Origin of the sequence: Tunturiibacter psychrotolerans (genome assembly GCF_051013365.1) — a bacterium.
Taxonomy (GTDB): Bacteria; Acidobacteriota; Terriglobia; order Terriglobales; family Acidobacteriaceae; genus Edaphobacter; species Edaphobacter psychrotolerans_A.
On the sequence record NZ_CP132941.1, the window covers coordinates 4,517,699 to 4,539,605 of the forward strand.

Sequence of the window (21,907 nt, forward strand, 5' to 3'; positions counted from 1 at the left end):
GAGCGCCAGAAAGCTCTGCTTTGAATGAGGGCTTTCTGGTTCTCGCGGTTTTTTCGGTATTCATCAGTTGCGGGCGGAGCGGACGGCGGAAGCTAGTTCCGCGAGGGCGGCTTTGGTTTCGGGCCAGTCGATGCAGGCGTCGGTGATGGATTGGCCGTAGACGAGGGGTTGGCCTGGGACTAATTTTTGCGCGCCTGCGACGAGATTGCTTTCTAGCATGACGCCGATGATGCGCTTGTCGCCTACGGCGATTTGCGCGGCTACGTCGCGGGCGACCGCTGACTGCTGGGTGTGGTCTTTGTGGCTGTTGGCGTGGCTGCAGTCGATCATGACCTGTGGGCGTATGCCGGCCTTCTCCATTTGCTTGCAGGTTTCTTCTACGGCGTCGGCGTCGTAGTTGGTGGTGTTGCGGCCGCCGCGAAGGATGATGTGGCAGTCGCGGTTGCCCTTGGTGACGAAGATGGCGGTCTGACCATGTTTGGTGTGGCCGAGGAAGTTGTGCGCCTGGCCGGCGGAGAGGATGGCTTCGATGGCGATCTGCACGTTGCCGGAGGTGCCGTTTTTGAAGCCGACGGGGCAGGAGAGGCCGGAGACGAGTTCGCGGTGGACCTGGCTTTCGGTGGTGCGGGCGCCGATGGCTCCCCAACTGACGAGGGAGGAAACATATTGGGGGGAGATCATGTCGAGGAATTCGGTACCGGCGGGGACGCCGATTTCGGCGAGGTCGAGGAGGAGATGGCGGGCCTGGCGGAGGCCGTCGTTGATCTGGAAGGATTCGTCGAGGTAGGGGTCGTTGATGAGGCCCTTCCAGCCGAGGGTGGTGCGGGGCTTTTCGAAGTAGACGCGCATGATGATGCAGAGATCGCGGGAGTGTTCGGCAATTGCGGTCTTTAGGAGTTCGGCGTACTCGCGGGCGGCGTCGGTGTCGTGAATGGAGCAGGGGCCCACGACGACGAGGAGGCGATGGTCTTCGCCGTGGAGGATCTTGATGATTTCGGTGCGGGCTTTGTAGACGGTCGCGGAGGCGGCTTCGGTGATGGGGAGTTCTTCTTCGAGAGCGACGGGCGGGAGGACGACTTTGGTCCAGGTGATGCGAAGGTCATCGGTGGGAAAGAGCATGGGTCTCGCTTGGCTGATCAGATGAAGCGGGCGTTCCGCTGTGAGGCTGGTGAAACTTTGAATATCACTTCATCTTATAGCCTCGGGGGTGGTGGCTGGGTAGTGGCGGGCTCGGTGCTAATAGAATGGTGACTGCGGCCAATTTCGAATGGGCCGCGATTGAGTGCACGACGCAACAGGAAAGGTTTTCTCCGTGAAGGCATTGGTTAAGAGCCGCGAAGAACGCGGTCTTTGGCTCGAAGATGTTCCAGAGCCCGAGATGGGCATCAACGACGTCAAGATTCGTGTTCTGGCTACGGGTATCTGCGGGACCGACCTGCATATCTACGAGTGGGACGCATGGGCTCGGTCGACGATCAAGAAGGGTTTGACGATTGGGCATGAGTTCGTGGGCGAAGTAGTGGCTGTGGGCTCGAACGTAACCGACATTCCGATTGGCCAGCTTGTGAGTGGAGAGGGCCACGTGGTTTGCGGGCGCTGCAGGAACTGTCTTGCGGGGCGGAGGCATCTTTGCGCTTATACGCTGGGCGTCGGGGTGAATCGCAATGGGGCGTTTGCGGAGTTTATTGTGCTGCCGATGTCGAACATCTGGATTCATAGCGCAGGGGTGCCGCATGAGATTGCCGCGATCTTTGACCCGCTGGGCAATGCGGTCCATACGGCGCTGGCGTTTCCTGTGCTTGGCGAAGATGTGCTGGTTACGGGAGCGGGGCCGATTGGGATTATGGCTGCTGCGGTGGCTCGGCATGCCGGGGCTCGCCATGTGGTCATTTCTGATCCGAATGAGTATCGCAGGACGCTGGCGGAGAAGGTTGGAGTGACGCTGGCGGTGGATCCTCGCGCGACTCCGCTGAAGGAGATTCAGCAGAAGCTGAGGATGCAGGAGGGATTCGATGTTGGGCTGGAGATGTCGGGTAATCCCAATGCGTTTCGCGACATGCTTGCCAATATGAGCCATGGAGCGAAGATCGCTATGCTGGGAATTCCGGCGGAAGATATTTCGATTAATTGGAACCAGGTGGTGTTTAACCAGCTGACGATCCGCGGGATCTATGGGCGGGAGATGTATGAGACCTGGTACAAGATGACCGTCATGCTTCAGAGCGGGTTGGATATTTCGGGCGTCATTACGCATCGGATGAACTGGCGGGACTATGAAGACGGATTTGCGGCGATGCGGTCGGGAAATTCGGGGAAGGTGATTCTCGACTGGAGCGATGTCGCTTAGGTGTTTGATCTGGGTTGAGCTGTGCCAGGAAACGAATGTGACGACCGCCACGGTGTTGCCCAGATTTTATTGGGCAGACCGTGGTGGACGTCTTTTGGACCGGCGTAGGAGTTCGCTGAAGCACGCGATTGGGACATGCGGCTAGGGTTTTGTCCCGCCGATCAACAAATTTCACGTAAATTTTCGATTGTGTGATCGGAACACGTGCGCGACTGATTGAGTGGCTGCCAACCGTTCCCTGTGCTGCTTCGTAACCTTAAGAGGAGATCGGCATCAAACTGTTCGGGAGCAGAAAGTTGAAGATTCCAGACCATTAAGCGCCTATTATCTTATTCACTGCAAGAGAGCTTTTTTGACCGAAGTGCACGTTCAAACCTCGATAAGGCTAAGTGTGGAGACAAGCGACTGCGAAATGTCCGGCCGAACCCTTCCGCATCCTCCTGTGCAGCAACCAGCCTCTCTTTTTGAGAGCTGCTCCTGGTTTTACTCCCTTTGCCGCGAGTACCTGTTTCGCGATCACACCGCGGAGATCAGTCGAGCGCTGTTTCCGCCGGAGGGGCCAGCACCGGACACGCATGTTCTTGAGCTTGGCTGTGGGCCGGGGTTCTATGCCTGTCGACTCTCGGAGGAGTATCCGCAGATTCACACAACTGGCGTCGACCTGTCGCGACGCCTGCTTGCGAGAGCCAAATCGCGGGCGGCCAGTCGCAGCCTTCAAAACTGCACCTTTGCACATGGCGACGCGCATTCTCTTCCTGATGCTTCTAACTCGATCGACGCGATTGTCGTTTCGCGACTGTTTCTGATTGTGGCGAAGCGGGAGGCGGTGCTGAGTGAGATCTTTCGCGTTCTGCGGCCAGGTGGAAGATGTTTTATCGCTGAACCCACTTCGGGGTTTCGCACGCGGATACCCCTAGGCTGCATGTGGCTACTTTCCAAGTTAAGCAGCAGCCCTGCTGGGAAATACCGCGAACCGAGACAGGCTGATGTGATGACTCCGACGGATTTTTCAGCGTTGATTCACTCGCAACCGTGGGGAGATGTCGAGCTGCAATACGATGGTTGGTATCAGTATGCGGTCTGCAGGAAAGATCGCGAAGGTTTGACCGGTCTGCGGGCCCCCACGATCGCATGGGAGGCGGTTTAATTTTATGACTGCTCTCACGGTGAGTTACTCGATTCTTGATCCAGCGGTGCCGCTTGCTCCGCGAGCGAGCCAGTGCGCACTTGCGGTGATGGCGAAGGCGCCGCGCCCCGGCAAGGTGAAGACAAGACTTGCGCCGCCTTTGACCCTCGACCAGGCTGCGGAACTCAACGCCTGTTTTCTTCGGGATACTGCCGCGAATATTGGCGCGGTTGCTGCGTCGAGTCCTGCTGCTGGCGTGATCTCATACACACCGGTGGGCGATGAAGTTTTTTTCAACAATCTTCTGCCAGATGATTTTGTCTTAATCCCGCAGCGTGGCGGTGATTTTGGTGAGCGCCTACTTGCGACGGCGCAGGACCTACTGTCTTGCGGCTTTGGTAGCGTTTGCCTAATCGACTCGGACTCGCCCACCGTTCCGGCTGCGGCCTTCGAGCAGGCCATCGCCGAGTTGCAGAAGGACGGCGACCGCATTGTGCTTGGGCCATCACAGGATGGGGGTTACTATCTGATTGGGTTGAAGCGTGCTCACTCCGAAGTGTTCGCCGATATTAGATGGAGTACCTCGTCGGTCTTTGCGGAGACGGTTGCAGCGGCAAAGAGCGTCGGCATCGAAGTCGTTGTTCTGCCGCTTTGGTATGACGTGGATGACGGCGAGACACTTGGGTTGCTGACCGCTGAGCTTCTTGGAGATGTGCCGCCACCATTTGCTACGCTTCCCGGCTATTGCGCCGAGAGTACCCGCGCATATCTGATTGCGCTTAATGAACAGGGAAGCGGTCGTCGATGACCTCCACTACCAATGTGGCTGGAAGCGCACCCGCCGATTTCGGGGTTGATTCTTCGATTGTCAAACACTGGTCTGTTGCTCGCGCCTGGCAGACGAATGCTGCTCTGGTCCTGATAGGGATTGGGTTGTTCTTCCTTACACGGCAACTCATCAGCGAATACAGTCACTTCACGATTGGATTTTCCGGCGTGTCGGGTTGGTCTTGCCTACTTTATCTTGGCGCGGCGTTGATCGTTACGACACAGCCGGTTGATAAATTTACGTTTCCGATCATTCTTCTGGTTGCAGTTGCGTGCCGCCTGGTTGCATTGCCCGCCGCTCCCTATCTTTCGAGTGACATCTATCGGTATGTGTGGGATGGAGTGGTGCAGCATGCGCACATAAGCCCTTACCGCTACGTTCCTGGGGATGCTGTGCTTGCTTTTCTGCGTGGGTCGCATGAGAGCATCTTCGAGAAAATCAACCGACGCGACTATGCGCATACCATCTATCCACCGGCGGCGCAGGCGCTGTTTTATCTGATTACGTGGATCTCTCCGACGATCACTTTCATGAAGACCGTGATGGTGCTGTTTGAAGGGGTCACGATGTATGCGCTGGTCGGCTTGCTGCGCGCTCTTGGGATTCGCCGCGAGCAGACGCTGCTTTATGCGTGGTGTCCGGTGGTTGTGTGGGAGATTGCCGGCTCGGGGCATCTTGACTCTGCGGCGATGGCTTTCATCGCGCTGGCTTTGCTGGCTCGCTATCGGAGGCAGCCTGTACTGACGGGAATTTTTCTCGGTGTCGCTGTTCTGCTGAAACTTTATCCGCTGGTGCTGCTTCCTGCCCTTTATCGTCGCGGGGATTTTAAGATGCCTGCTATGGTCGCGGGTTTGGTTGGGTTGGGTTATGCGGCATACTCCAGCGTTGGCTTGTTGGTCTTCGGGTTTCTTGGAGGGTATGTCAAAGAGGAGGGCCTGGCAACTGGTGCACGCTACTTTCTGCTTGAGCTCACACAACAGATTCCGGGGCTTCACAGTCTTACGACGGCGACTTACTTTGGCTTTTGTGCGGCGGTATTCCTGGGAATCATCTGGTGGTGCTGGCGCGTCTCTGGTTTTGAGGGGGACAATTATCAGAGGCCATTTGATTTTGATGGCGTCGCTTCGTTTCTTCCGCCTGCCTTTGCGCTTGCGGCGGCGTTGATGTTTCTTTTTTCGCCGCACTACGCCTGGTACATCCTCTGGTTGATTCCATTTTTTACGCTGATGCCGAATCTGCCAATTCTGACTTATGTGCTTGGTTTCTTTTATCTGTACACGACTGCATTGGGAGAGCCGGGCCCCAAGATGTTTCTCGCGAACAAAATTCTTTACGCTTCGGTCTTCGCGGCGCTGATAATTCAATTAGCTCTAAGGCGTTGGCCGATTCACCGGTCTATGTTTGTGCAACCCACGGTAACGAGCGAGCCACTATGAGTACATTGCTTCCGATCATTCCTTCCGATGACCTACTCCGCGAGAAGGAGGGCCTTAGCCCTGCGGCGCAGCGCGCTGAGGAGGAGAAGAATCGCATGCGCCGGTACTTCGAGAAACCGGAGGCTGATGCGCATCTTGCTCCGGTCGCAGCTCAGGAGCCCGTCTGTCTATATCTCGAGACTACGAACCGATGCAACCTGTTATGCACGACTTGTCCGCGCACCTATGAAGATCTGGAGCCCGAGGCGGATATGCCGTGGGAGCTTTTCACATCGCTCATCGACCAATATCCGACTATTGCGCGTGTTGTGCTGCATGGCATTGGCGAGCCGATGCTGGTGAAAGACATTGCTCAGCGCGTGAAGTATCTGAAGGACCGAAATATATATGTTCTGTTCAATACGAATGGGACTTTGTTGACGGAGGCAAACGGTCGGGCTTTGATTGAGGCTGGTCTTGACGAGCTTAGAGTGTCACTTGACGCTGCGGAATCAGAGGTGTTTCAGATGGTTCGGGGCAAAGACTTCTTCGATAAGATCGTCGCGAACGTCAGGAACTTCACAAGGCTGCAGCGGGAGCTGGACGCTCCGAAGCCACGGGTGTCGTTGTGGCTTACAGGTCTGCGGGAGACGGTCGATCAGCTTCCGAACTTTGTTCGCCTGGCGCACTCCATCGGCGTCATGGAAGTTTATTTGCAGCGGCTGGTGTTTTTTGATGTTCCGATGGATGAACACTCTCTGGCGCGGGCAGAGTCGGCGTTGTTTGAACATACTACCGAACGGGAAGAGGCGCTTATTCGTGAAGCTGAATCGGTTGCACGCGAGTTAGGGGTAATGTTTTCGGCGTCGGGTGCTGTTGATCCTGGTGAGTCGATTAAGATGCAGCGGTCCGACAGCCCCTGGTCTCTCTGTCGCCGGCCGTGGTCGCTGATGTATATCACGGCGAACGGCCGCGTGCTGCCGTGTTGCATTGCACCTTTCAGCATGAAGGGTTATGACAGCTTTACTTTGGGGGATGCCACGCAGGCAAGCCTTCGTGACATATGGAACGGTGCTGAGTATCAGCGGTTTCGCGAGGGTCTGCTGACCAGCGCACCGCCGCCCGCCTGTGCGAATTGTGGGCTTCGCTGGAGCCTCTGACATCGACAAACGCATGTGCAGCTTTGCGGCGACCCCTTATAATCGCACCTGCGAAACAGAGAGAGGATGCGATGAATATTCAGCGCCACGCGGGTTTTTACGTGGTAGGCATAGCGGCCCGTACCCAGAATTCGGCTGAACGAAATGGTAGCGGTAAGATCGGTGAGATCTGGCATGAGCTGCTGAGGGACAATCTTGCGTCGAAGATTCCGAATAAGACCGGTATCAATTTGACGGCAGTGTACACGGATTATGAGGGTGGTCTTGACGGCCACTACACCTATCTTCTTGGACTGCCGGTGTCATCTATTCTGAATGTCCCTGCGAACTTTGTTGCCAAATATATTCCCGGCGGCCGGTACTGTGTTGTCACGTCGGAGCGAGGACCGATCAAGCAGGTCGTTTCGGAGACATGGAAGCGAATCTGCTCCATGCCTGTAGCGGAGTTGGGTGGGATTCGGTCTTTTCGCGCTGACTACGAGATCTACGACCAGCGCTCGGCCGATCCGGAGAAGGCGCAGATTGAAGTGTACGTTGGCCTTCGGTAACTGATTTCTGCTCATTATGCCCCTGCCAATTTCTGTCATTATTCCCGCGCTGAATGAAGCTGAATCTATCGGTTTTGTCGTCTCTGAGATGCCGTGGCATCTGATCGCCGAATGCGTTGTCGTGGATAACGGGAGCAGCGATGGAACCGGTGCTGTTGCGGAGGCCGCGGGGGCGCGTGTGATTCGCTCGGCTCGCGGTTACGGGGCCGCCTGTAAAGCGGGCAGCGAGGCTGCACTGCCTACGAGTACGATCCTCGTCTACATGGATGGGGATGGTTCCGACGTGATCGCTGACCTGCCACGGATGGTGGCTCCGATCGAGGCCGGGGATGCGGATTTTGTTATAGGCTCGCGCATGCGTGGCAACCGCGAGGCGGGATCTATGCTTGGGTCTCAGATCTTCGCTGCGTATTTCGTCAGTACTCTTTTGCGTCTTTTCCAAGGCGTTCACTATACGGACATGGGACCATTTCGAGCGATAAGGAGAACGTCACTGGAATCGTTACATATGTCAGAGCTTACCTACGGATGGAATCTGGAGATGCAGATTCGTGCAGCGCAGAAGAAGCTGCGAATTCTAGAGGTGCCAGTCGATTATCGCAGGCGGGTGGCTGGAATTTCCAAGGTTTCGGGTGATGTGAGGGGTAGTGTGAAGGCTGCAGTGCGAATCCTTGAGGTACTGTTCCGCATCGGTCTTTCTCGCGGTCCAGGTTGAGCATCGTATACTTGTCGCGTTAACGCTATCCGGGAGAGAGACATGCAAAGCCGTATTGTTGGCACCACTATGCCTGTTCTGGAGTTTGCCCTCGGCACAGATGACGCGGTCATCTCGGAGGCGGGGGAGCTTTCGTGGATGACGGCGACTGTCCAGATGACTACGCACACGCAGCACGCTGGAGGTGGGGGCTTCTTCGGCGCTATCGCACGAGTTGCGGGCGGCGGGTCGCTCTTTATGACGGAATATCGCGCAATAGGAGGGCCGGGCGAGGTTGCGTTTGCTACGCGCGTTCCGGGTCATATTGTTCCGGTGGAGGTCGGTCCGGGGCATGAGTATATGGTTCATCGCCATGGCTTCCTTTGCGCGACTGCAGCTATTGCGTTGGGGGTTGGATTTCAGCAGTCGTTGGGGGCCGGAATCTTCGGAGGCGATGGATTTCTGCTGCAGAAGGTCAGCGGGCAGGGAATCGCGTGGCTTGAGTTATCGGGAGAGGTTGTTATTAAGGATCTCGCCCCGGGCGAGACTCTTCGTGTTCACCCCGGTCATGTGGGCGCTTTCCAGGGGACTGTTGCGTTTCAAATCCAACGCGTTCCGGGCATCAAGAATATGATCTTTGGCGGAGATGGAGTTTTTCTTGCAGCACTGACTGGTCCTGGTCGCGTTTGGCTGCAAACTCTACCCATCTCGCGTCTTGCTCACCAGATTCAGGAGTACCTCCCGAAGGAACGCGCGCAGCAGGCGGCTGAGGGTGGGGTTGTTGGTGGTATTGTCGGTTCCATTCTGAAGGGCATGTAGTCGTGATCAATTTTGCTATTTCCGCATGTTGTTTCGCGTTTGTTTGAGATGCTCTTCTATGACTTTGCGAGAGAGATGACTATTCCTCCGGCAACGATCAATATCCCACCGATGAGGACCGTTGCTGAAGGAGGCTGTTTGAAGACAAGCCAGGAAAGAAGTTGGGCAATGATGAAGAAGACAATGTACATGCCGAGCAGTTTTCCAAACTCCCATGGCGGTGCATTGACCGTCCATCCGTAGGCGAACAGTATGATTGCGGCGGCTCCGAACATGAGGTAACGAGACCGCGCCGCGTTAGTGTGAAGGCCTGCACGAATGAGAGCATCGCCCCCAGCTTCGAGAGCGGCGGCGGCAAACAGAATCAGGACAGTGGCGATGCGGCTCATTTTTTATATGCGTGAGACAAGTGGAGCTTTCTCTATCAGTGGATCATGGGGAGGATAAGAAAGTCGTAAAGTCCTTTTGTCTAGCGGATCAAAGTCACTTCGGTCTCGGCGCTGCCATCCAGGCCCACTGCATCTAGACTCAAATCAGAGGCTTGAATGACCACTGTTGCTGTTGATATTCGCGCTGGGCGGTCAGGGAGATATCCTGCGGGGCCTTCGTTTTCGTCGCGTTTGTTTTCTGGTCGGATGTTTCGTCAGAACGCGATTGAGTCGATGAGTGAATCGGCGCGGCTCTATGGCGACCTGGTGCACTACACCATCTTCGGGCGGCACATTTATCAGTTGAATCATCCGGAGCTCGTCGATGACTTGCTCGTGAAGGATGCGAATAAGCATCACCGGGGGATCGTGATGCAGCGGGCAAAGATCGTTCTCGGCGAGGGCTTGCTGACGAGCGAAGAGCCGTTGCATATGCGACAGCGACGACTTGCGCAGCCCGCGTTTTTGCGTCAACGGATTGCGGCCTACGGTAAGGTGATCGGAAAGAACGCGGTTGAGATTTCGCAGGGTTGGAGGTCGGGTTCGGTCCACGATGTGCATGAAGACATGCTTGAACTTGCGCTGCGGATCGTTGGGAAGTGTCTGTTTGATCTGGATGTGCAATCACAACAAGAGGTGAAGAAGGTTTCGGCAGCGGTTGACGCCTTTATGGGATTTCTTCCTCTTGCGATCCTGCCGTTTTCTGAACAGATTCAGCGACTGCCGCTGCCGGCGATGAAGCGGATTCGTAAGGGCCAGGCGGATCTTGATGCGATGATCTACGAGATGATTGCGGAGCGCCGCAGGGTGCCGGGGGATCGGGGCGATCTTCTTTCGATGTTGCTGGAGGCGGTCGACACTGAAGGCTCGACTGGTCGCATGTCGGATCAACAGGTGCATGATGAGTGTTTGACGATCATGCTGGCTGGACATGAGACCACTGCGAATGCGTTGAGCTTTGCGCTTTGGCTGATGGCGAAGCATCCTGAGATGCAGACGCGTGTGCATGATGAGGCGCGGGAGGTGCTGGGCGATCGCGCGGCTACGGCGGATGATTACGCACGTTTGCCCTATGCGACGCAATTGTTCTCGGAGACGTTGAGGCTCTATCCGCCGGTATGGGTGATTGCACGGACATGCGTTCAACCTTACGAGATTGCGGGCTATGCTATTCCTAAGGGAGCGATTTTGGTGGCGTCACAGTTCGTGATTCAGCGAGATCCGCGTTTCTACTCTGATCCGTTGAGTTTCGACCCAGAAAGATTTGCGAAGGATTGTGCGAAGTCGCGGCCGCGATTTGCGTTTTTCCCGTTTGCCGCGGGTAGTCGCCAGTGCATTGGCGAAGGGCTGGCCTGGATGGAAGGAGTGTTGTCTTTGGCTACGATTGTGCGTGACTGGCGGCTGACTGCCTCGCAAGCCGGGAGGGAGATTGCGCTCAATCCAGCGATCAGTCTCAGGCCGAAGTTTGGGGTTCCGCTTTTTGTGGAACGGCGGCCTAATGTCGCTTGATCCACGCGTCGATGGACCATCCATCGTACTGATGAAGAAAGATCAAGACGGAGTATACGAAGGCGTAGGCAAGTTGAGTTCCGGTGAGATTCCAATCTTGTAAGAGTGCGGAGCCGAAGGTGAGCAGCATGATGAGAAGGCTCGCTGCGACGAGCGCTGCGCGGGTTCTGAGGCCGACAAGAATCAATAATCCTAGTAAACCTTCGGTCGCCGGAAGAATCAAACCGAAGACCCAGACGCTCCAGGCGGGAAGTGGAACGTGTTCGAATTGCATGACCAGCTTTGCTGCGAACTCTCCTGGGCCTGTGATCATGCGGCTTACGCCGTGCATCATGAGATTTACTCCGACGACTGCGCGGAGTAAGGCATAGCCCAGTTGTTCATTACGAAGCTTTGGTTCGTCTACCATTGTTTCTCCGCTCTCGGTGGTCTTGTCTTGTGTGATGCCTGCTTCAGGCCTGTTTGTGCATAAGGAGTGTTCGCGATTTGCATAAGCAGGACGCGGGTCTCTGTATTCTTAAGTTATGCACGAGACAGCAACGGAACCATTTCTTTATCTTGCTCATGTCAATGTAGCTCGTGGCGATAACGTCGTTCTTCACGATATCAATCTTTCGGTGAACGCAGGGGAGCACATCGCTATTCTTGGGCCGAACGGTTGCGGGAAGTCGACGTTGATCAAAACGATCACGTGTGAGTGTTATCCGATGGTGCAGCCGGAGACGAAGGTGAGGATCTTCGGGCGTGAGCGGTGGGATCTGACGGAGCTGAAGAAGCGGCTGGGAGTTGTTTCGGCGGAGCTGCCGGGGAGGCAGACGTTGCAGACAACCGGGCGGGATGCGGTGATTACCGGGTTTTTCTCGAGTAGTACGCTGTGGCCGAATCTTGTGGTGACTGATGCTATGCGAGCGCATGCGGAGGAGGTGTTGCAGCAGATTGATGCGGTGGGGTTTGCGGAGAAGCTGGTGGGGGAGATGTCGGCAGGGCAGCAACGGCGCATTATGATTGGGCGGGCACTGGTGGGGTCGGCGGGGATGTTGCTGCTGGATGAGCCTTCGAATGCGCTGGATCTGGCGGCTCAGGCGGAGCTGCGGGGATTGATGCGGAAGCTCGCGCAGCAGGGGACTGGGATCATGCTGATCACGCACCATATTGCGGATATTCCGCCGGAGATCGATCGGATTTTGATGATGCGGGAGGGGCGGATTATTGCGGATGGATCGAAGGAGGAGCTGCTCACTGCAGAGCGGCTGAGTGAGTTGTTTAAGACGGAGGTTCAGCTTTCGGAGAGGGATGGCTTTTATCACGCTTGGTGATGGGTCCTGCCGGACGGGCCCACTTCGCGTGGGTCGGTCACTTCGTGACTTGTGTACCTTTTAGGCTTAGTCGGTGTGGGGGATTACGCCGGTCTGCAGCTTGACTAGCTCGGGTTGGGCTATGCGTGATGGGCCGAGGACGGCGATCTTTGGCAAGGGGCCGCGGACCATGGCTACCTCGTCACAGGCATAGAGGCGGGGGCAGGTCTGGCAGTCCTTGTAGATCTTGTCGGGCAGGGTGGTGCGGTCGACGACGCGGAAGCCGAAGTGGAAGAAGAAGTCGGGGATGCGGGTGAAGAGGCAGACGGCGGTGACTTTTTGCTCTTCAGCTTCTTCGAGGAGGGCGCGGAGAAGCCGACCGCCTGCGCCTTGACCTTTGGCTTCGGGCTTGACGACGATGGAGCGGACCTCGGCGAGGTGTGGGCCGTAGAGGTGGAGGGCTCCGCAGCCCAAGAAGACGCCGCCTGAGTCTCCTTCGACGGGAGATTCGGCTACGGCGAAGTCGCGGATGTTCTCGCAGATCTCGGCGTAGTTGCGGCGGAGGAGGGTGCCGTCGCCGGAGAGGGAGTTGACGAGGTCGAAGATGTTGACGGCGTCGGGGAGTTTGGCCTTGCGCACGGTTGCCCCGCCTACGCGGGGGCGCGATGAGGAGGTGGATTCACTCACGGTCATCAGGGGGGTGGTGGGCAACTGTGTTTAGACTCCTTCTTTTTATTTTCGCAGAGTATTGGATGATTTGATGATTCGGTTTGGTGCGAGTGTTGAGGAGTGCGGTACGGGAGCTGTGGATTCGAATGCGATCTTTGCGATCTTTTGGTTCGAGACTTATGCCTTCTTTATGCCCGACTCGGTAGCATTTCGTCATGGAAATCCTTTCTGCCACGACAAGGGTTGTCAAAGAAGGTAAATCCGAACATCCTTTTCTGCTGTTCTTGCGACGACGGAGGTCGGAGGAGAACAAGCTTGTAACGCCCCTATCCGATGTCATCACTGCATTCGTGTTGGTAGCTGTTGCCGTTGCTCTGGTGGTTTGCCTCTATGCCTTCGTGACTGGAAAGATTCGGTAGATTGATCCTGGTTTATGTTTTTGCGGCTGCTAAGCGGGCCTTCGCTTCGGCAAGTGCGGTTTTGACGCGGGAGCGGGCGGTGCCGCCGATGACGTCGTGGCAGTCGAGGGTGGCTTCGAGGGTGATGGCGGGGAAGAAGTCTTCACCAAACTGGGGGCAGATGGCGCGGAGTTCGTCGAGGGTGAGTTGCTGGAGTTCGCGTTGGGTTTCAAGGCCGAGGCGGACGGCGTTGCCGATGTGCTCGTGCGCTTTGCGGAAGGGAATGCCCTTGTCGGTGAGGTAGGTTGCGGCGGCCATAGCGTTGAGGTAGCCGGAGTGGGCGGCGGCCTTCATAGTGTCGTAGCGAAATTTTAGGGATGCGGTGAAGGCTGGGAGGACGCTGAGGATTCCGGCGATGGTGTCGGCTGCATCGAAGACTGGCTCCTGGCCTTCCTGCAGGTCTTTGTTGTAGGCGAGGGGGAGGCCTTTGATGAGCGTGGCTAGTGTTGTGGCTGCGCCTAGCAGACGACCGGATTTTCCTCGGATGAGTTCGGTGAGGTCGGGGTTCTTCTTTTGTGGCATGGCGCTGGAGCCGGTGGAGAAGCGCTCGGGTAAGTCGAGGAAGCCGAACTCGGCTGTCGAGTAGAGGGTGAGTTCTTCGGCGAAGCGGGAGATGTGGATGCCGAGGGTGGCGATGGCTTGGGTGAACTCTAAGGCGAAGTCGCGGTCGCTGGTTGCGTCCATGCTGTTGGGCGTGGGGGCGTCGAAGTTCAGCGCGGCGGCGGCGATGGTGCGGTCGAGGGCGAGGGTTGCGCCTGCTACTGCTCCGGAGCCGAGGGGGCAGAGATTCATGCGCTTGCGGGCGTCGGTGAGGCGGCTGGCGTCGCGCTCGATCATCGTTACATAGGCTAAGAGCCAGTGGGCTACGAGGACGGGCTCGGCACGTTGGAGGTGGGTGTAGGAGGGCATCGTGGCTTCGCCTGCGGATTCGGCAAGGTCGATGAGGGCTTTTCGCCATGCGGTGAGGCCCGCGAGGGTGTTGTTGATGGCTTCGCGGACGAAGAGGCGCATGTCGGTGGCGATCTGCTCGTTGCGGCTGCGTCCGGTGTGGAGCTTGAGGGCGAGGTCGCCGATTTGTTTGGTGAGTTCGAGTTCGACGTAGTGGTGGACGTCTTCGGCCTGGGGGTTGGCGGTGACGATGGCTTCGCCTTGTTCGGCTTGCTGCCTGGCTACGGCGCGGAGGCCTTCTTCCATTTGCAGGAGCTCTTCGCTGGTGAGGATACCTGCGGCTTCGATAGCGCGGGCGTGGGCTATGCTGGCTTCTACTTCGTAGGGGACGAGGCGCCAGTCGAAGGGGAAGGAGCGCTGCCAGGATTCGAAGGTGGGGTCTAGTGGTTCGCGGAAGCGGCCGGACCACATTTTGGTTGAGTTTTGGTTTGTTTTTTCAGTCATGGTCGAGTAAGTGTCCCAAGCTTTCGGCGAAAGTGGTTTTCAAGTTGACATACAGCTGCGATAGCAATCCAGCACCACACCGGAAAAGCGACGCCGCCACTCAGCAAAATCAACAGCGGATTCGAGGTAGTCGATCGCCCTTGCAAGTACGAATCCCAATTAAGCCATGAAATTACGATCCATTGGCAGAAGGCGAATCCCCACATCGTGGCAGGAGGCACTCGCTTCCACAGCCCATAAGTCGCGAGCACGGGCAGTGACAGCGAAGGCAACAGCCAGAAGAGTGTAACGGCGATCGGATTTTGCCATCCGGCTTCGCTGAACGCTGCTGCCATAAGTCCAAACCAGGTCAGAGGAACGGCGAAAACTGACGCAAGGATGAGCAGGGGCCAACGAATGGAATTGGAATTCATGCGTCCCTTCCTGATGACGCAAAGCTAGGAACGGCCATAGGGTAACTCGTGGGTTTTACTTCCTGAGTTGATTGCTTCACAAATCGAAGCTTCAACCATAAGCAGGGCTACCAGACCCAGTAATTGCATAACCAGTCCTCCGATCAATGCAATTACTGCGCAAGAGATCGCTACACACCACATTCCTGTAGCCCCGACCTTTCTCCATCGGAACATCAGAAGATAGGTAGGACACGATAAAAGCCCAACAACGAGCAGAGATGTTACCGCGAGACTCTGGAAATCGTGTACCGGATCAGCCCCAAATCCGCCAGTCATTATCAAAAGGAAGGTAATGAATAGACAGACCAGTGTCCCCACTATCAGTAGTACAACGTTTCCCAATGAGTAACGCGTAGTGGTCATTTTCTATGAGGTTATTTCTTGTCGCTCCCATTGTTTAGTTGGGGCATCTCGCTGCCTTTGCTTAGGGTGATTAGGCCGCTTTGGGCGTAGGTGATTAGTTTGGCGCGGGTGTCGGTAATGTCGAGGTTGCGCATGGTGAGTTGGCCGATGCGGTCGCGGGGGGAGAAGGTGGATTCGCCCTTTTCCATGGTGAGGCGCTCGGGGTGGAAGGTGAGGTTGGGTGAGGCGGTGTTGAGGATGGAGTAGTCGTTGCCTCGGCGGAGCTCGATTGTAACCTCGCCGGTTACAGGTTTGGCGACCCAGCGCTGGGCGGCTTCGCGGAGCATGATGGCCTGGGGGTCGAACCAGCGGCCCTGGTAGAGGAGACGGCCCAGTTTGCGGCCGTTGTCGCGGTACTGCTCGATGGTGTCCTCGTTGTGGATACCGGTGATGAGGCGCTCGTAGGCGATGAAGAGGAGAGCGAGACCGGGTGACTCGTAGATGCCGCGGCTCTTGGCTTCGATGATGCGATTTTCGATCTGGTCGCTCATGCCGAGGCCGTGGCGGCCACCGATGCTGTTGGCTTCGAGCATGAGGGCTACGGGGTCGGAGAGCTCTTTGCCGTTGAGGGCTACGGGGAAGCCTTCTTCGAAGCGGACGGTGATGGCTTCGGGTTTGATAGCCACGTCGTCGCGCCAGAAGGCGGTGCCCATGATGGGGGAGACGATCTTCATGCTGGTGGTGAGGAGTTCGAGGTCCTTGGCTTCGTGGGTTGCGCCGAGGATGTTGGAGTCGGTGGAGTAGGCTTTTTCGGCGGACATCTTGTAGCCGAAGCCGGCCTTGGTCATGAAGGCGGACATCTCGGCGCGGCCACCCAGCTCGTCGATGAAGGTGGGGTCGAGCCAGGGCTTGTAGACCTTGAGGTCGGGGTTGACGAGGAGGCCGTAGCGGTAGAAGCGCTCGATGTCGTTGCCTTTGAAGGTGGAGCCGTCGCCCCAGATGTTGACGTCGTCTTCCTTCATCGCCGTCACTAACATTGTCCCAGTTACAGCCCGGCCGATGGGGGTGGTGTTGAAGTACGTGACGCCGGCGGTGGTGATGTGGAAGGCTCCGGACTGGAGGGCAGCGATGCCTTCGCGAACGAGGGGGCCGCGGCAGTCGATGAGGCGGGCCTTTTCGGCTCCGTACTCGAGGGCTTTGCGGGGGATCTCGTCGTAGTCGGCTTCGTCGGGCTGGCCGAGGTTGGCCGTGTAAGCGTAGGGGAGGGCACCCTTTTGCTTCATCCAGTGGAGCGCGGCGCTGGTGTCGAGTCCGCCGGAGAAGGCTATACCGACTTTTTGGCCGAGGGGTAGGGTTTCTAGGATTACAGACATTTGATGCAGACCTCAATGGTTGGGCAGATGCGTTAGTGATCTGGACATGGGTTGAACAGTTCGGCAAAAGATTTGAGCGGTTGAGGTTGCTTGAATTCGTCGGGGTCCTTCGACTGCGCCTCGCGATGAGACTGCGAGGCTTCGCTCAGGATGACGACTTGAAACAATGCACTCAGAGGATATTTCAAACCAATCTGTTTTCTTGGCAGCGGAACTAGCTGCGTTTGCGGGATTGCGATGCGCGGTTGCGGCTGTTGGTGGTGCGCTTGGCTCCGCCGAGGAGCATGAGCAGGATGGCTTTTTGGGCGTGCATGCGATTCTCGGCTTGGTCGAAGACGAGGGACTGGGGGCCGTCTAGGACGGCGTCGGTGACTTCGGCGTTGCGATGGGCGGGGAGGCAGTGCATGAAGACGGCGTCGGCTTGCGCGTTGGCCATGAGGGCTTCGTTGACCTGGTAGGGCTTGAAGATGGGAGCGCGCTTGGTGGCCTCGTGCTCGAAGCCCATGGAGGTGCAGACGTCGGTGTAGACGGCGTCGGCCCCGGTGACGGCTTTGACGGGGTCGTGCATGAGAGTAATGCTGCCGCCGGTGGTTTCGGCGATCTCGATGGCTTTGTGGATGATCTCTAGTTTGGGGGCGAAGCCTTTCGGCGTGGCTACGGTGCAGTGGGAGCCGAGTTGCGCGGCGGTGAGCATGAGGGAGTGGCAGACGTTGTTGCCGTCGCCGACGTAGGTGAAGTGGAGGCCCTCTGCGGAGCCGAAGCGCTCTTCGAGGGTGAAGAAGTCGGCGATGGCCTGGCAGGGGTGCTCGAGATCGGAGAGGGCGTTGATGACGGGGATCTTGGAGCAGGCGGCGATCTCGGTGATGGTGTCGTGGGCGTAGGTGCGGAGGACCATGATGGCCATCCAGCGCTCGATGTTGTGGGCCATGTCGGAGAGGGATTCGCGCTCGCCGAGGGGGGACTGGGTCTGGTCGACGAAGATGGCGTTGCCGCCGAGGGTGTTGATGGCGGTCTCGAAGGTGAGGCGGGTGCGGAGGGATGCCTTCTCGAAGAACATGACCATCTGGCGCGCGTCGAGGGCGTGACGGAAGTCTTCGGGGTTGGCTTTGACGGCGTGGGCGAGCTCCATGAGGGCGGCCATCTCCTCGACGGTGAGGTCGGCGATGGAGCAGAGGTCGCGGCCGCTGAGGCGCTTGGAGGCTTCACTGAAGGCAGTGTCGGATTGGATGCCGAGGGTGGCGCGTGAGCGTGTCGGGGAGAAGTCTTCGGTTTCGGACTTGGAGTTTATGAGGGGGGAGTTCATGGTGACGGTTTTGCTACCCATTGGCTTTGCCTCCTGCCGGTGCTGCGCCGGCGAGTGCTGCGGTGAAGACCTCGTCGAAGGCTTTGATGGCGGTGTCGACGTGTTGACGCTCGAGAAGGAAGGGTGGGAGCAGACGAAGGACTGTCTCACTAGTGCGGTTGATGATGATGCGGCGCTCCATCATTTGGGCGGCTATGCGCTGGGCGAGGTCGGCGGAGTTGATTTCGATGCCGAGCATGAGGCCTTTGCCGCGGACTTCGGTGATGCAGTCGTGGCGTTTTGCGAGTTGCGTGAGCTGGTCGTGAAAGTAGGAACCAACCTCGTTGATGTGGGCGAGGATGTTGTCGCGCTTGATGGTGTCGATGACGGCGATGGCTACGGCGCAGGCGAGTGGATTGCCGCCAAAGGTGGTGCCGTGCATGCCGGGGGTGATGGATTCGGCGGCTGCGTTGGTGCAGAGCATCGCGCCCATGGGGATGCCGTTGGCGATGGGCTTGGCGAGGGTTGTGATGTCGGGAAGGATGCCGTAGTGCTGGTAGGCAAACCATTTGCCGGTGCGGCCCATGCCGGACTGGATCTCGTCGGCGATGAGGAGGGCGCCGGTGGAGTGGCAGAGTTCGCGTGCGGCCGCGAAGAACTCCTGGGTTACGGGGTGGATGCCGCCTTCGCCTTGAATGGGCTCGATGCAGATTGCGCAGACTTCGTTGGAGAATTTTGCGCGGAGATCGGCTACGTCGTTGAAGCGGACGAAGTCGACGCCGGGCATGACCGGCATGAAGGGTTCGCGATATTTATCTTTCGCAGTTGTGGCTACGGAGCCCATGGTGCGGCCGTGAAAGCTGTGATCAAGAGCGAGGAACCTGGTGCCGATGGTTTCGCCCTGAGCGCGGAGGCGACCGGCGTTGGCGCGGGCTAGCTTGAGGGCTGCTTCCCAGGCTTCTGTGCCGCTATTGGTGAAGAAGGCGCGGTCGAGGCCGGAGATTTCTGTGAGACGGAGGGCGAGTTCGGCGGTGTGCTCGTGGAAGAAGAGGTTGGAGGTGTGGATGAGGCGCTTCGATTGTTTTGCGATGGCTTCTTCGACGGCGGGGTGTCCGTAGCCGAGGCCGGAGACGCCGATGCCGCTGAGGAGATCGAGGTAGTCGTTGCCGTTTTCGTCGCGCAGGTGGACGCCCTGTCCGCTGACGAAGAGGATGGGGTTGCGTTCGTAGGTGTTGAGGAGCAGCTTTTTTTCCGCCGCCTGGATGGATTGCAAGTTGGGTGTTGCGCTCATGCGACCATGACCTCCGTTCCGTCGTTGACCCGCGTTGAGACGAGGTCAGGTAATAGAGATGCCGCTTCCGCGGGAAGAATTCGTACGCGTTTGACGCCGTGAGTGAGGGCTTCGCGGCAGGCATTCAGTTTGGGCAGCATGCCGCCGGAGACTACCTGCGCCTGCTCCATGGCGGGAATCTGCGCGAGTGTGAGCCAGCGCATGACGTTGCCGTCGGCACCTTTGACGCCAGGGACGTCGGTGAGGAACACGAGGGTGTCGGCTTTGGTGCCGATGGCGCAGGCTGCGGCCATCTCGTCGGCGTTGATGTTGTAGTACTCGCCGTCGAAGCCGAGGGCGATGGAGGAGATTACGGGAACTGCGCCCATGGCCCAGATGGCTTCGAGCCACTTGGGATCCATGGCGGCGATCTCGCCTACGAAGCCGAGGTCGGGGTTGGTTTTTTTCTTACGGGCGCGGAAGACGTGGCCATCGCCACCGGATAGGCCGACCGCGGATTGGCCGTGCGAGCCGATGGAGGCGACGAGGGATTTGTTCACGCGGCCGGCGAGAACCATGAGGGCGGCATCGCGGGTTTCGGCATCGGTGATGCGCAGGCCCGAGATGAACTCGCTCTTCTTGCCCATGAGGGCGAGGGTGCGGGTGAGCTGCACGCCTCCACCATGGACGACGGCTACCTGATTTCCATCGGCGACTAGGTCGGCGATGGCTTTGCCGCAGGCGTGGAGGATCTTCTTGTCCTCAAGAGAGGCACCGCCTAGTTTGACGACAAATCTCACAGCAAGCCCTCCTCTTCGTTCCATCCGCACATCAGATTGAGATTTTGTACTGCCTGGCCGGAGGCTCCCTTCAACAGATTGTCGAGGCAGGAGACCAAGACTAGACGCTTTCCGTCGGGAGCGAGTGCAAAGCCGAGGTCGCAGAAGTTAGTACGTACGACATGTTGTATCTCTGGCAGGTGGGGCGTGGACCGGAGCCGGACCAGCGGGCTGTGTTGATAGAAATTCTGAAGCACGTCGGTGATTGTGGCTGATTCAATTTTATTCTTGAGGCGAAGGTAGATTGTGGAAAGAATGCCGCGCGGTATGGGGAGTAGATGCGGGGTGAACTGGATCTGGTCCGAGGTGATGTGAAGCTGCTCGAGCAGCTCGCCGGTGTGGCGGTGGCCGAAGACTGCGTAGGCTGAGAGGTTGTCGGCGGCGTACATGAAGTGGGTCTTGGCTGTGGGTGCTTTGCCTGCGCCACTGACTCCGGATTTGGCGTCGCAGATAATTCCGTGGTCGAGGTCGACCAGGCCAGCTTGAACGAGGGGAGCTAGCGCGAGGATGACAGAGGTGGCGTAGCATCCGGGATTGGCCACGAGGCGTGCGTTGCGGATCTCGTCGCGGTGAAGTTCCGGGCAGCCGTAGACGGCTTCGGCCTGAAGGAGGGAGGCGTGCTCGGCGTTGGCGTCCTTGAGCTTATAGACGCTTCGATTGGCGGTGTGCTGGAGACGCCATGCACCGCTGAGGTCGATGACCTTGATTCCCCGCTCGATGGCTTCGGGAACCCACTCGCGGGACTGCTCGTGCGGGGTAGCGAGGAACAAGATCTCGGCTCCGCTGTCGACGATGCGCTCCCAAGTGAAGGGGAGGATCTCGTGGGTTTTGTTGCCTGCTACCGCGAGCTGCGGGTGGATGTCTTCGAGGCGGAGCGCCGCGGTTGTGTCGGATTCTCCGGCGCGGCCGAGAAATATGGGGGCTGTCTCGCGGAACCTTGGATGATGCAGGAGCAGGCGCGCAAGTTCGCCACCCGCGTAGCCGCCGATACCGGCGATTGCTGTTCGGGGGGCGGTGGTGCGTGAGGTAGGTTGTTCGAGTACGTTCGTCGTTGCGGTGTTAACCAAGATAGCCTTCGATTCGTGTCTTCAAGAGACTTGCTTGTTTTTCGTCCGGACAGATGATGAGGACCGTGTCGTCGCCGGCGATGGTTCCTACGACTTCGGGCCAGTCCTCGTAGTCGATGCCGGCAGCGATGGGTTGGGCGCTTCCGGTGGTCGTGACGAGGACGAGGAGGTTGATTGCCTGGCGGACCTCGAGGCCGAAGCTTTCGAGGACTTCGCGAATTCCCGGGAGCGCGTCTTCGTCGTAGCCGTTGCCGCCGGGAAGAGAGTAGCCCGTTGGTCCTTTATTTAATCTCAACTCGTGAATATCGCGCGATAATGTTGCCTGAGTGACATGAAAACCGCGCCCTGCTAATTTTCGGCGCAACTCGTCCTGGCTGGTGACCGGGGTCTTTACCAGGAGTTCTCGAATTGCGGCGTGACGCTGTTGTTTCATGAATTTTGTTGTACTCGCCTTCTTGTATTTAAGTCGTCAACGGCGGCTGAATTTACAGATGAAGCCGATCTGTATAAATATACATTTATTTGTGTATATTTATACATACGTATTCCTCAATATTTCGATTGATGGAAGCTTTACAAAAAAGGAAGGG

The 21,907-nt window shown here is 57.7% G+C and carries 22 protein-coding genes; 10 read left to right on the forward strand and 12 right to left on the reverse strand.

Features of this window, described 5'->3' with window-relative positions:
• Nucleotides 1-63: 63 nt before the first annotated feature.
• On the reverse strand, nt 64-1,119 hold the full coding sequence (locus tag RBB76_RS19060) for a 3-deoxy-7-phosphoheptulonate synthase (RefSeq protein ID WP_429629277.1): 1,056 nt from the start codon (nt 1,117-1,119) through the stop codon (nt 64-66).
• 193 nt (nt 1,120-1,312) lie between these two features.
• On the opposite strand from RBB76_RS19060, the gene tdh reads away from it, so the two are divergent.
• The 8 genes from tdh (at nt 1,313) to RBB76_RS19100 (ending at nt 8,938) form a co-directional block, all read left to right on the forward strand.
• On the forward strand, nt 1,313-2,347 hold the full coding sequence (gene tdh, locus RBB76_RS19065; RefSeq protein WP_429629278.1) for an L-threonine 3-dehydrogenase: 1,035 nt from the start codon (nt 1,313-1,315) through the stop codon (nt 2,345-2,347).
• A gap of 412 nt (nt 2,348-2,759) precedes the next feature.
• Complete coding sequence (locus tag RBB76_RS19070) at nt 2,760-3,494, forward strand: class I SAM-dependent methyltransferase (protein WP_429629279.1); 735 nt, start codon at nt 2,760-2,762, stop codon at nt 3,492-3,494.
• A gap of 4 nt (nt 3,495-3,498) precedes the next feature.
• Nucleotides 3,499-4,281, forward strand: coding sequence for a TIGR04282 family arsenosugar biosynthesis glycosyltransferase (locus RBB76_RS19075; protein WP_429629280.1), 783 nt, complete (start codon nt 3,499-3,501; stop codon nt 4,279-4,281).
• The gene (locus RBB76_RS19080) at nt 4,278-5,738 is read left to right on the forward strand and encodes a glycosyltransferase 87 family protein (protein ID WP_429629281.1); all 1,461 of its coding nucleotides are present in this window, start codon (nt 4,278-4,280) and stop codon (nt 5,736-5,738) included. Before RBB76_RS19075 ends, RBB76_RS19080 begins: the two co-directional genes overlap by 4 nt.
• Entirely contained in the window at nt 5,735-6,877 is a 1,143-nt protein-coding gene (locus RBB76_RS19085) for a radical SAM/SPASM domain-containing protein (protein WP_429629283.1), read from the forward strand. The genes RBB76_RS19080 and RBB76_RS19085 overlap by 4 nt, the downstream gene beginning before the upstream one ends.
• Before the next feature lie 71 nt (nt 6,878-6,948).
• Complete coding sequence (locus RBB76_RS19090; RefSeq protein WP_429629284.1) at nt 6,949-7,425, forward strand: GyrI-like domain-containing protein; 477 nt, start codon at nt 6,949-6,951, stop codon at nt 7,423-7,425.
• Between the two features lie 16 nt (nt 7,426-7,441).
• The gene (locus tag RBB76_RS19095; RefSeq protein WP_429629285.1) at nt 7,442-8,140 is read left to right on the forward strand and encodes a glycosyltransferase family 2 protein; all 699 of its coding nucleotides are present in this window, start codon (nt 7,442-7,444) and stop codon (nt 8,138-8,140) included.
• A 42-nt stretch (nt 8,141-8,182) separates the two neighbouring features.
• Entirely contained in the window at nt 8,183-8,938 is a 756-nt protein-coding gene (locus tag RBB76_RS19100; protein WP_429629286.1) for an AIM24 family protein, read from the forward strand.
• Nucleotides 8,939-8,994: 56 nt separating this feature from the next.
• Here RBB76_RS19100 and RBB76_RS19105 read toward each other — a convergent pair whose 3' ends face one another.
• The gene (locus RBB76_RS19105; RefSeq protein ID WP_429629288.1) at nt 8,995-9,327 is read right to left on the reverse strand and encodes a hypothetical protein; all 333 of its coding nucleotides are present in this window, start codon (nt 9,325-9,327) and stop codon (nt 8,995-8,997) included.
• 156 nt (nt 9,328-9,483) lie between these two features.
• Here RBB76_RS19105 and RBB76_RS19110 point away from each other — a divergent pair, with 156 nt between their 5' ends.
• Entirely contained in the window at nt 9,484-10,875 is a 1,392-nt protein-coding gene (locus RBB76_RS19110; protein ID WP_429629289.1) for a cytochrome P450, read from the forward strand.
• Here RBB76_RS19110 and RBB76_RS19115 read toward each other — a convergent pair.
• The gene (locus RBB76_RS19115; RefSeq protein ID WP_429629290.1) at nt 10,862-11,284 is read right to left on the reverse strand and encodes a DoxX family membrane protein; all 423 of its coding nucleotides are present in this window, start codon (nt 11,282-11,284) and stop codon (nt 10,862-10,864) included. The genes RBB76_RS19110 and RBB76_RS19115 overlap by 14 nt on opposite strands.
• Before the next feature lie 115 nt (nt 11,285-11,399).
• Between RBB76_RS19115 and RBB76_RS19120 the strand changes: the two genes are divergently transcribed.
• Nucleotides 11,400-12,191, forward strand: coding sequence for an ABC transporter ATP-binding protein (locus tag RBB76_RS19120; protein ID WP_429629291.1), 792 nt, complete (start codon nt 11,400-11,402; stop codon nt 12,189-12,191).
• A gap of 66 nt (nt 12,192-12,257) precedes the next feature.
• Here RBB76_RS19120 and RBB76_RS19125 read toward each other — a convergent pair whose 3' ends face one another.
• The 9 genes from RBB76_RS19125 to RBB76_RS19165 form a co-directional block, all read right to left on the reverse strand.
• Nucleotides 12,258-12,863: a GNAT family N-acetyltransferase gene (locus RBB76_RS19125; protein ID WP_429629642.1), complete on the reverse strand. Its 606-nt coding sequence runs from the start codon at nt 12,861-12,863 to the stop codon at nt 12,258-12,260.
• 407 nt (nt 12,864-13,270) lie between these two features.
• Nucleotides 13,271-14,689 (reverse strand): argininosuccinate lyase, encoded by a 1,419-nt coding sequence (gene argH / locus RBB76_RS19130; protein ID WP_429629293.1) that lies wholly within the window; start codon nt 14,687-14,689, stop codon nt 13,271-13,273.
• The gene (locus RBB76_RS19135; protein ID WP_429629294.1) at nt 14,686-15,102 is read right to left on the reverse strand and encodes a hypothetical protein; all 417 of its coding nucleotides are present in this window, start codon (nt 15,100-15,102) and stop codon (nt 14,686-14,688) included. Before RBB76_RS19135 ends, argH begins: the two co-directional genes overlap by 4 nt.
• Nucleotides 15,103-15,518: 416 nt before the next feature.
• A complete protein-coding gene (argG, locus tag RBB76_RS19140; protein WP_429629295.1) occupies nt 15,519-16,859 on the reverse strand; it encodes an argininosuccinate synthase in 1,341 nt (446 codons plus the stop codon).
• A 214-nt stretch (nt 16,860-17,073) separates the two neighbouring features.
• Nucleotides 17,074-18,183, reverse strand: coding sequence for an ornithine carbamoyltransferase (gene argF / locus RBB76_RS19145; RefSeq protein ID WP_429629296.1), 1,110 nt, complete (start codon nt 18,181-18,183; stop codon nt 17,074-17,076).
• Entirely contained in the window at nt 18,176-19,432 is a 1,257-nt protein-coding gene (locus RBB76_RS19150; protein ID WP_429629298.1) for an aspartate aminotransferase family protein, read from the reverse strand. The genes argF and RBB76_RS19150 overlap by 8 nt, the downstream gene beginning before the upstream one ends.
• Entirely contained in the window at nt 19,429-20,211 is a 783-nt protein-coding gene (gene argB / locus RBB76_RS19155; RefSeq protein ID WP_429629299.1) for an acetylglutamate kinase, read from the reverse strand. The genes RBB76_RS19150 and argB overlap by 4 nt, the downstream gene beginning before the upstream one ends.
• Entirely contained in the window at nt 20,208-21,317 is a 1,110-nt protein-coding gene (gene argC, locus RBB76_RS19160; protein ID WP_429629300.1) for an N-acetyl-gamma-glutamyl-phosphate reductase, read from the reverse strand. Before argC ends, argB begins: the two co-directional genes overlap by 4 nt.
• Nucleotides 21,310-21,750: an arginine repressor gene (locus tag RBB76_RS19165; RefSeq protein ID WP_429629302.1), complete on the reverse strand. Its 441-nt coding sequence runs from the start codon at nt 21,748-21,750 to the stop codon at nt 21,310-21,312. The genes argC and RBB76_RS19165 overlap by 8 nt, the downstream gene beginning before the upstream one ends.
• Between the last annotated feature and the right edge of the window lie 157 nt (nt 21,751-21,907).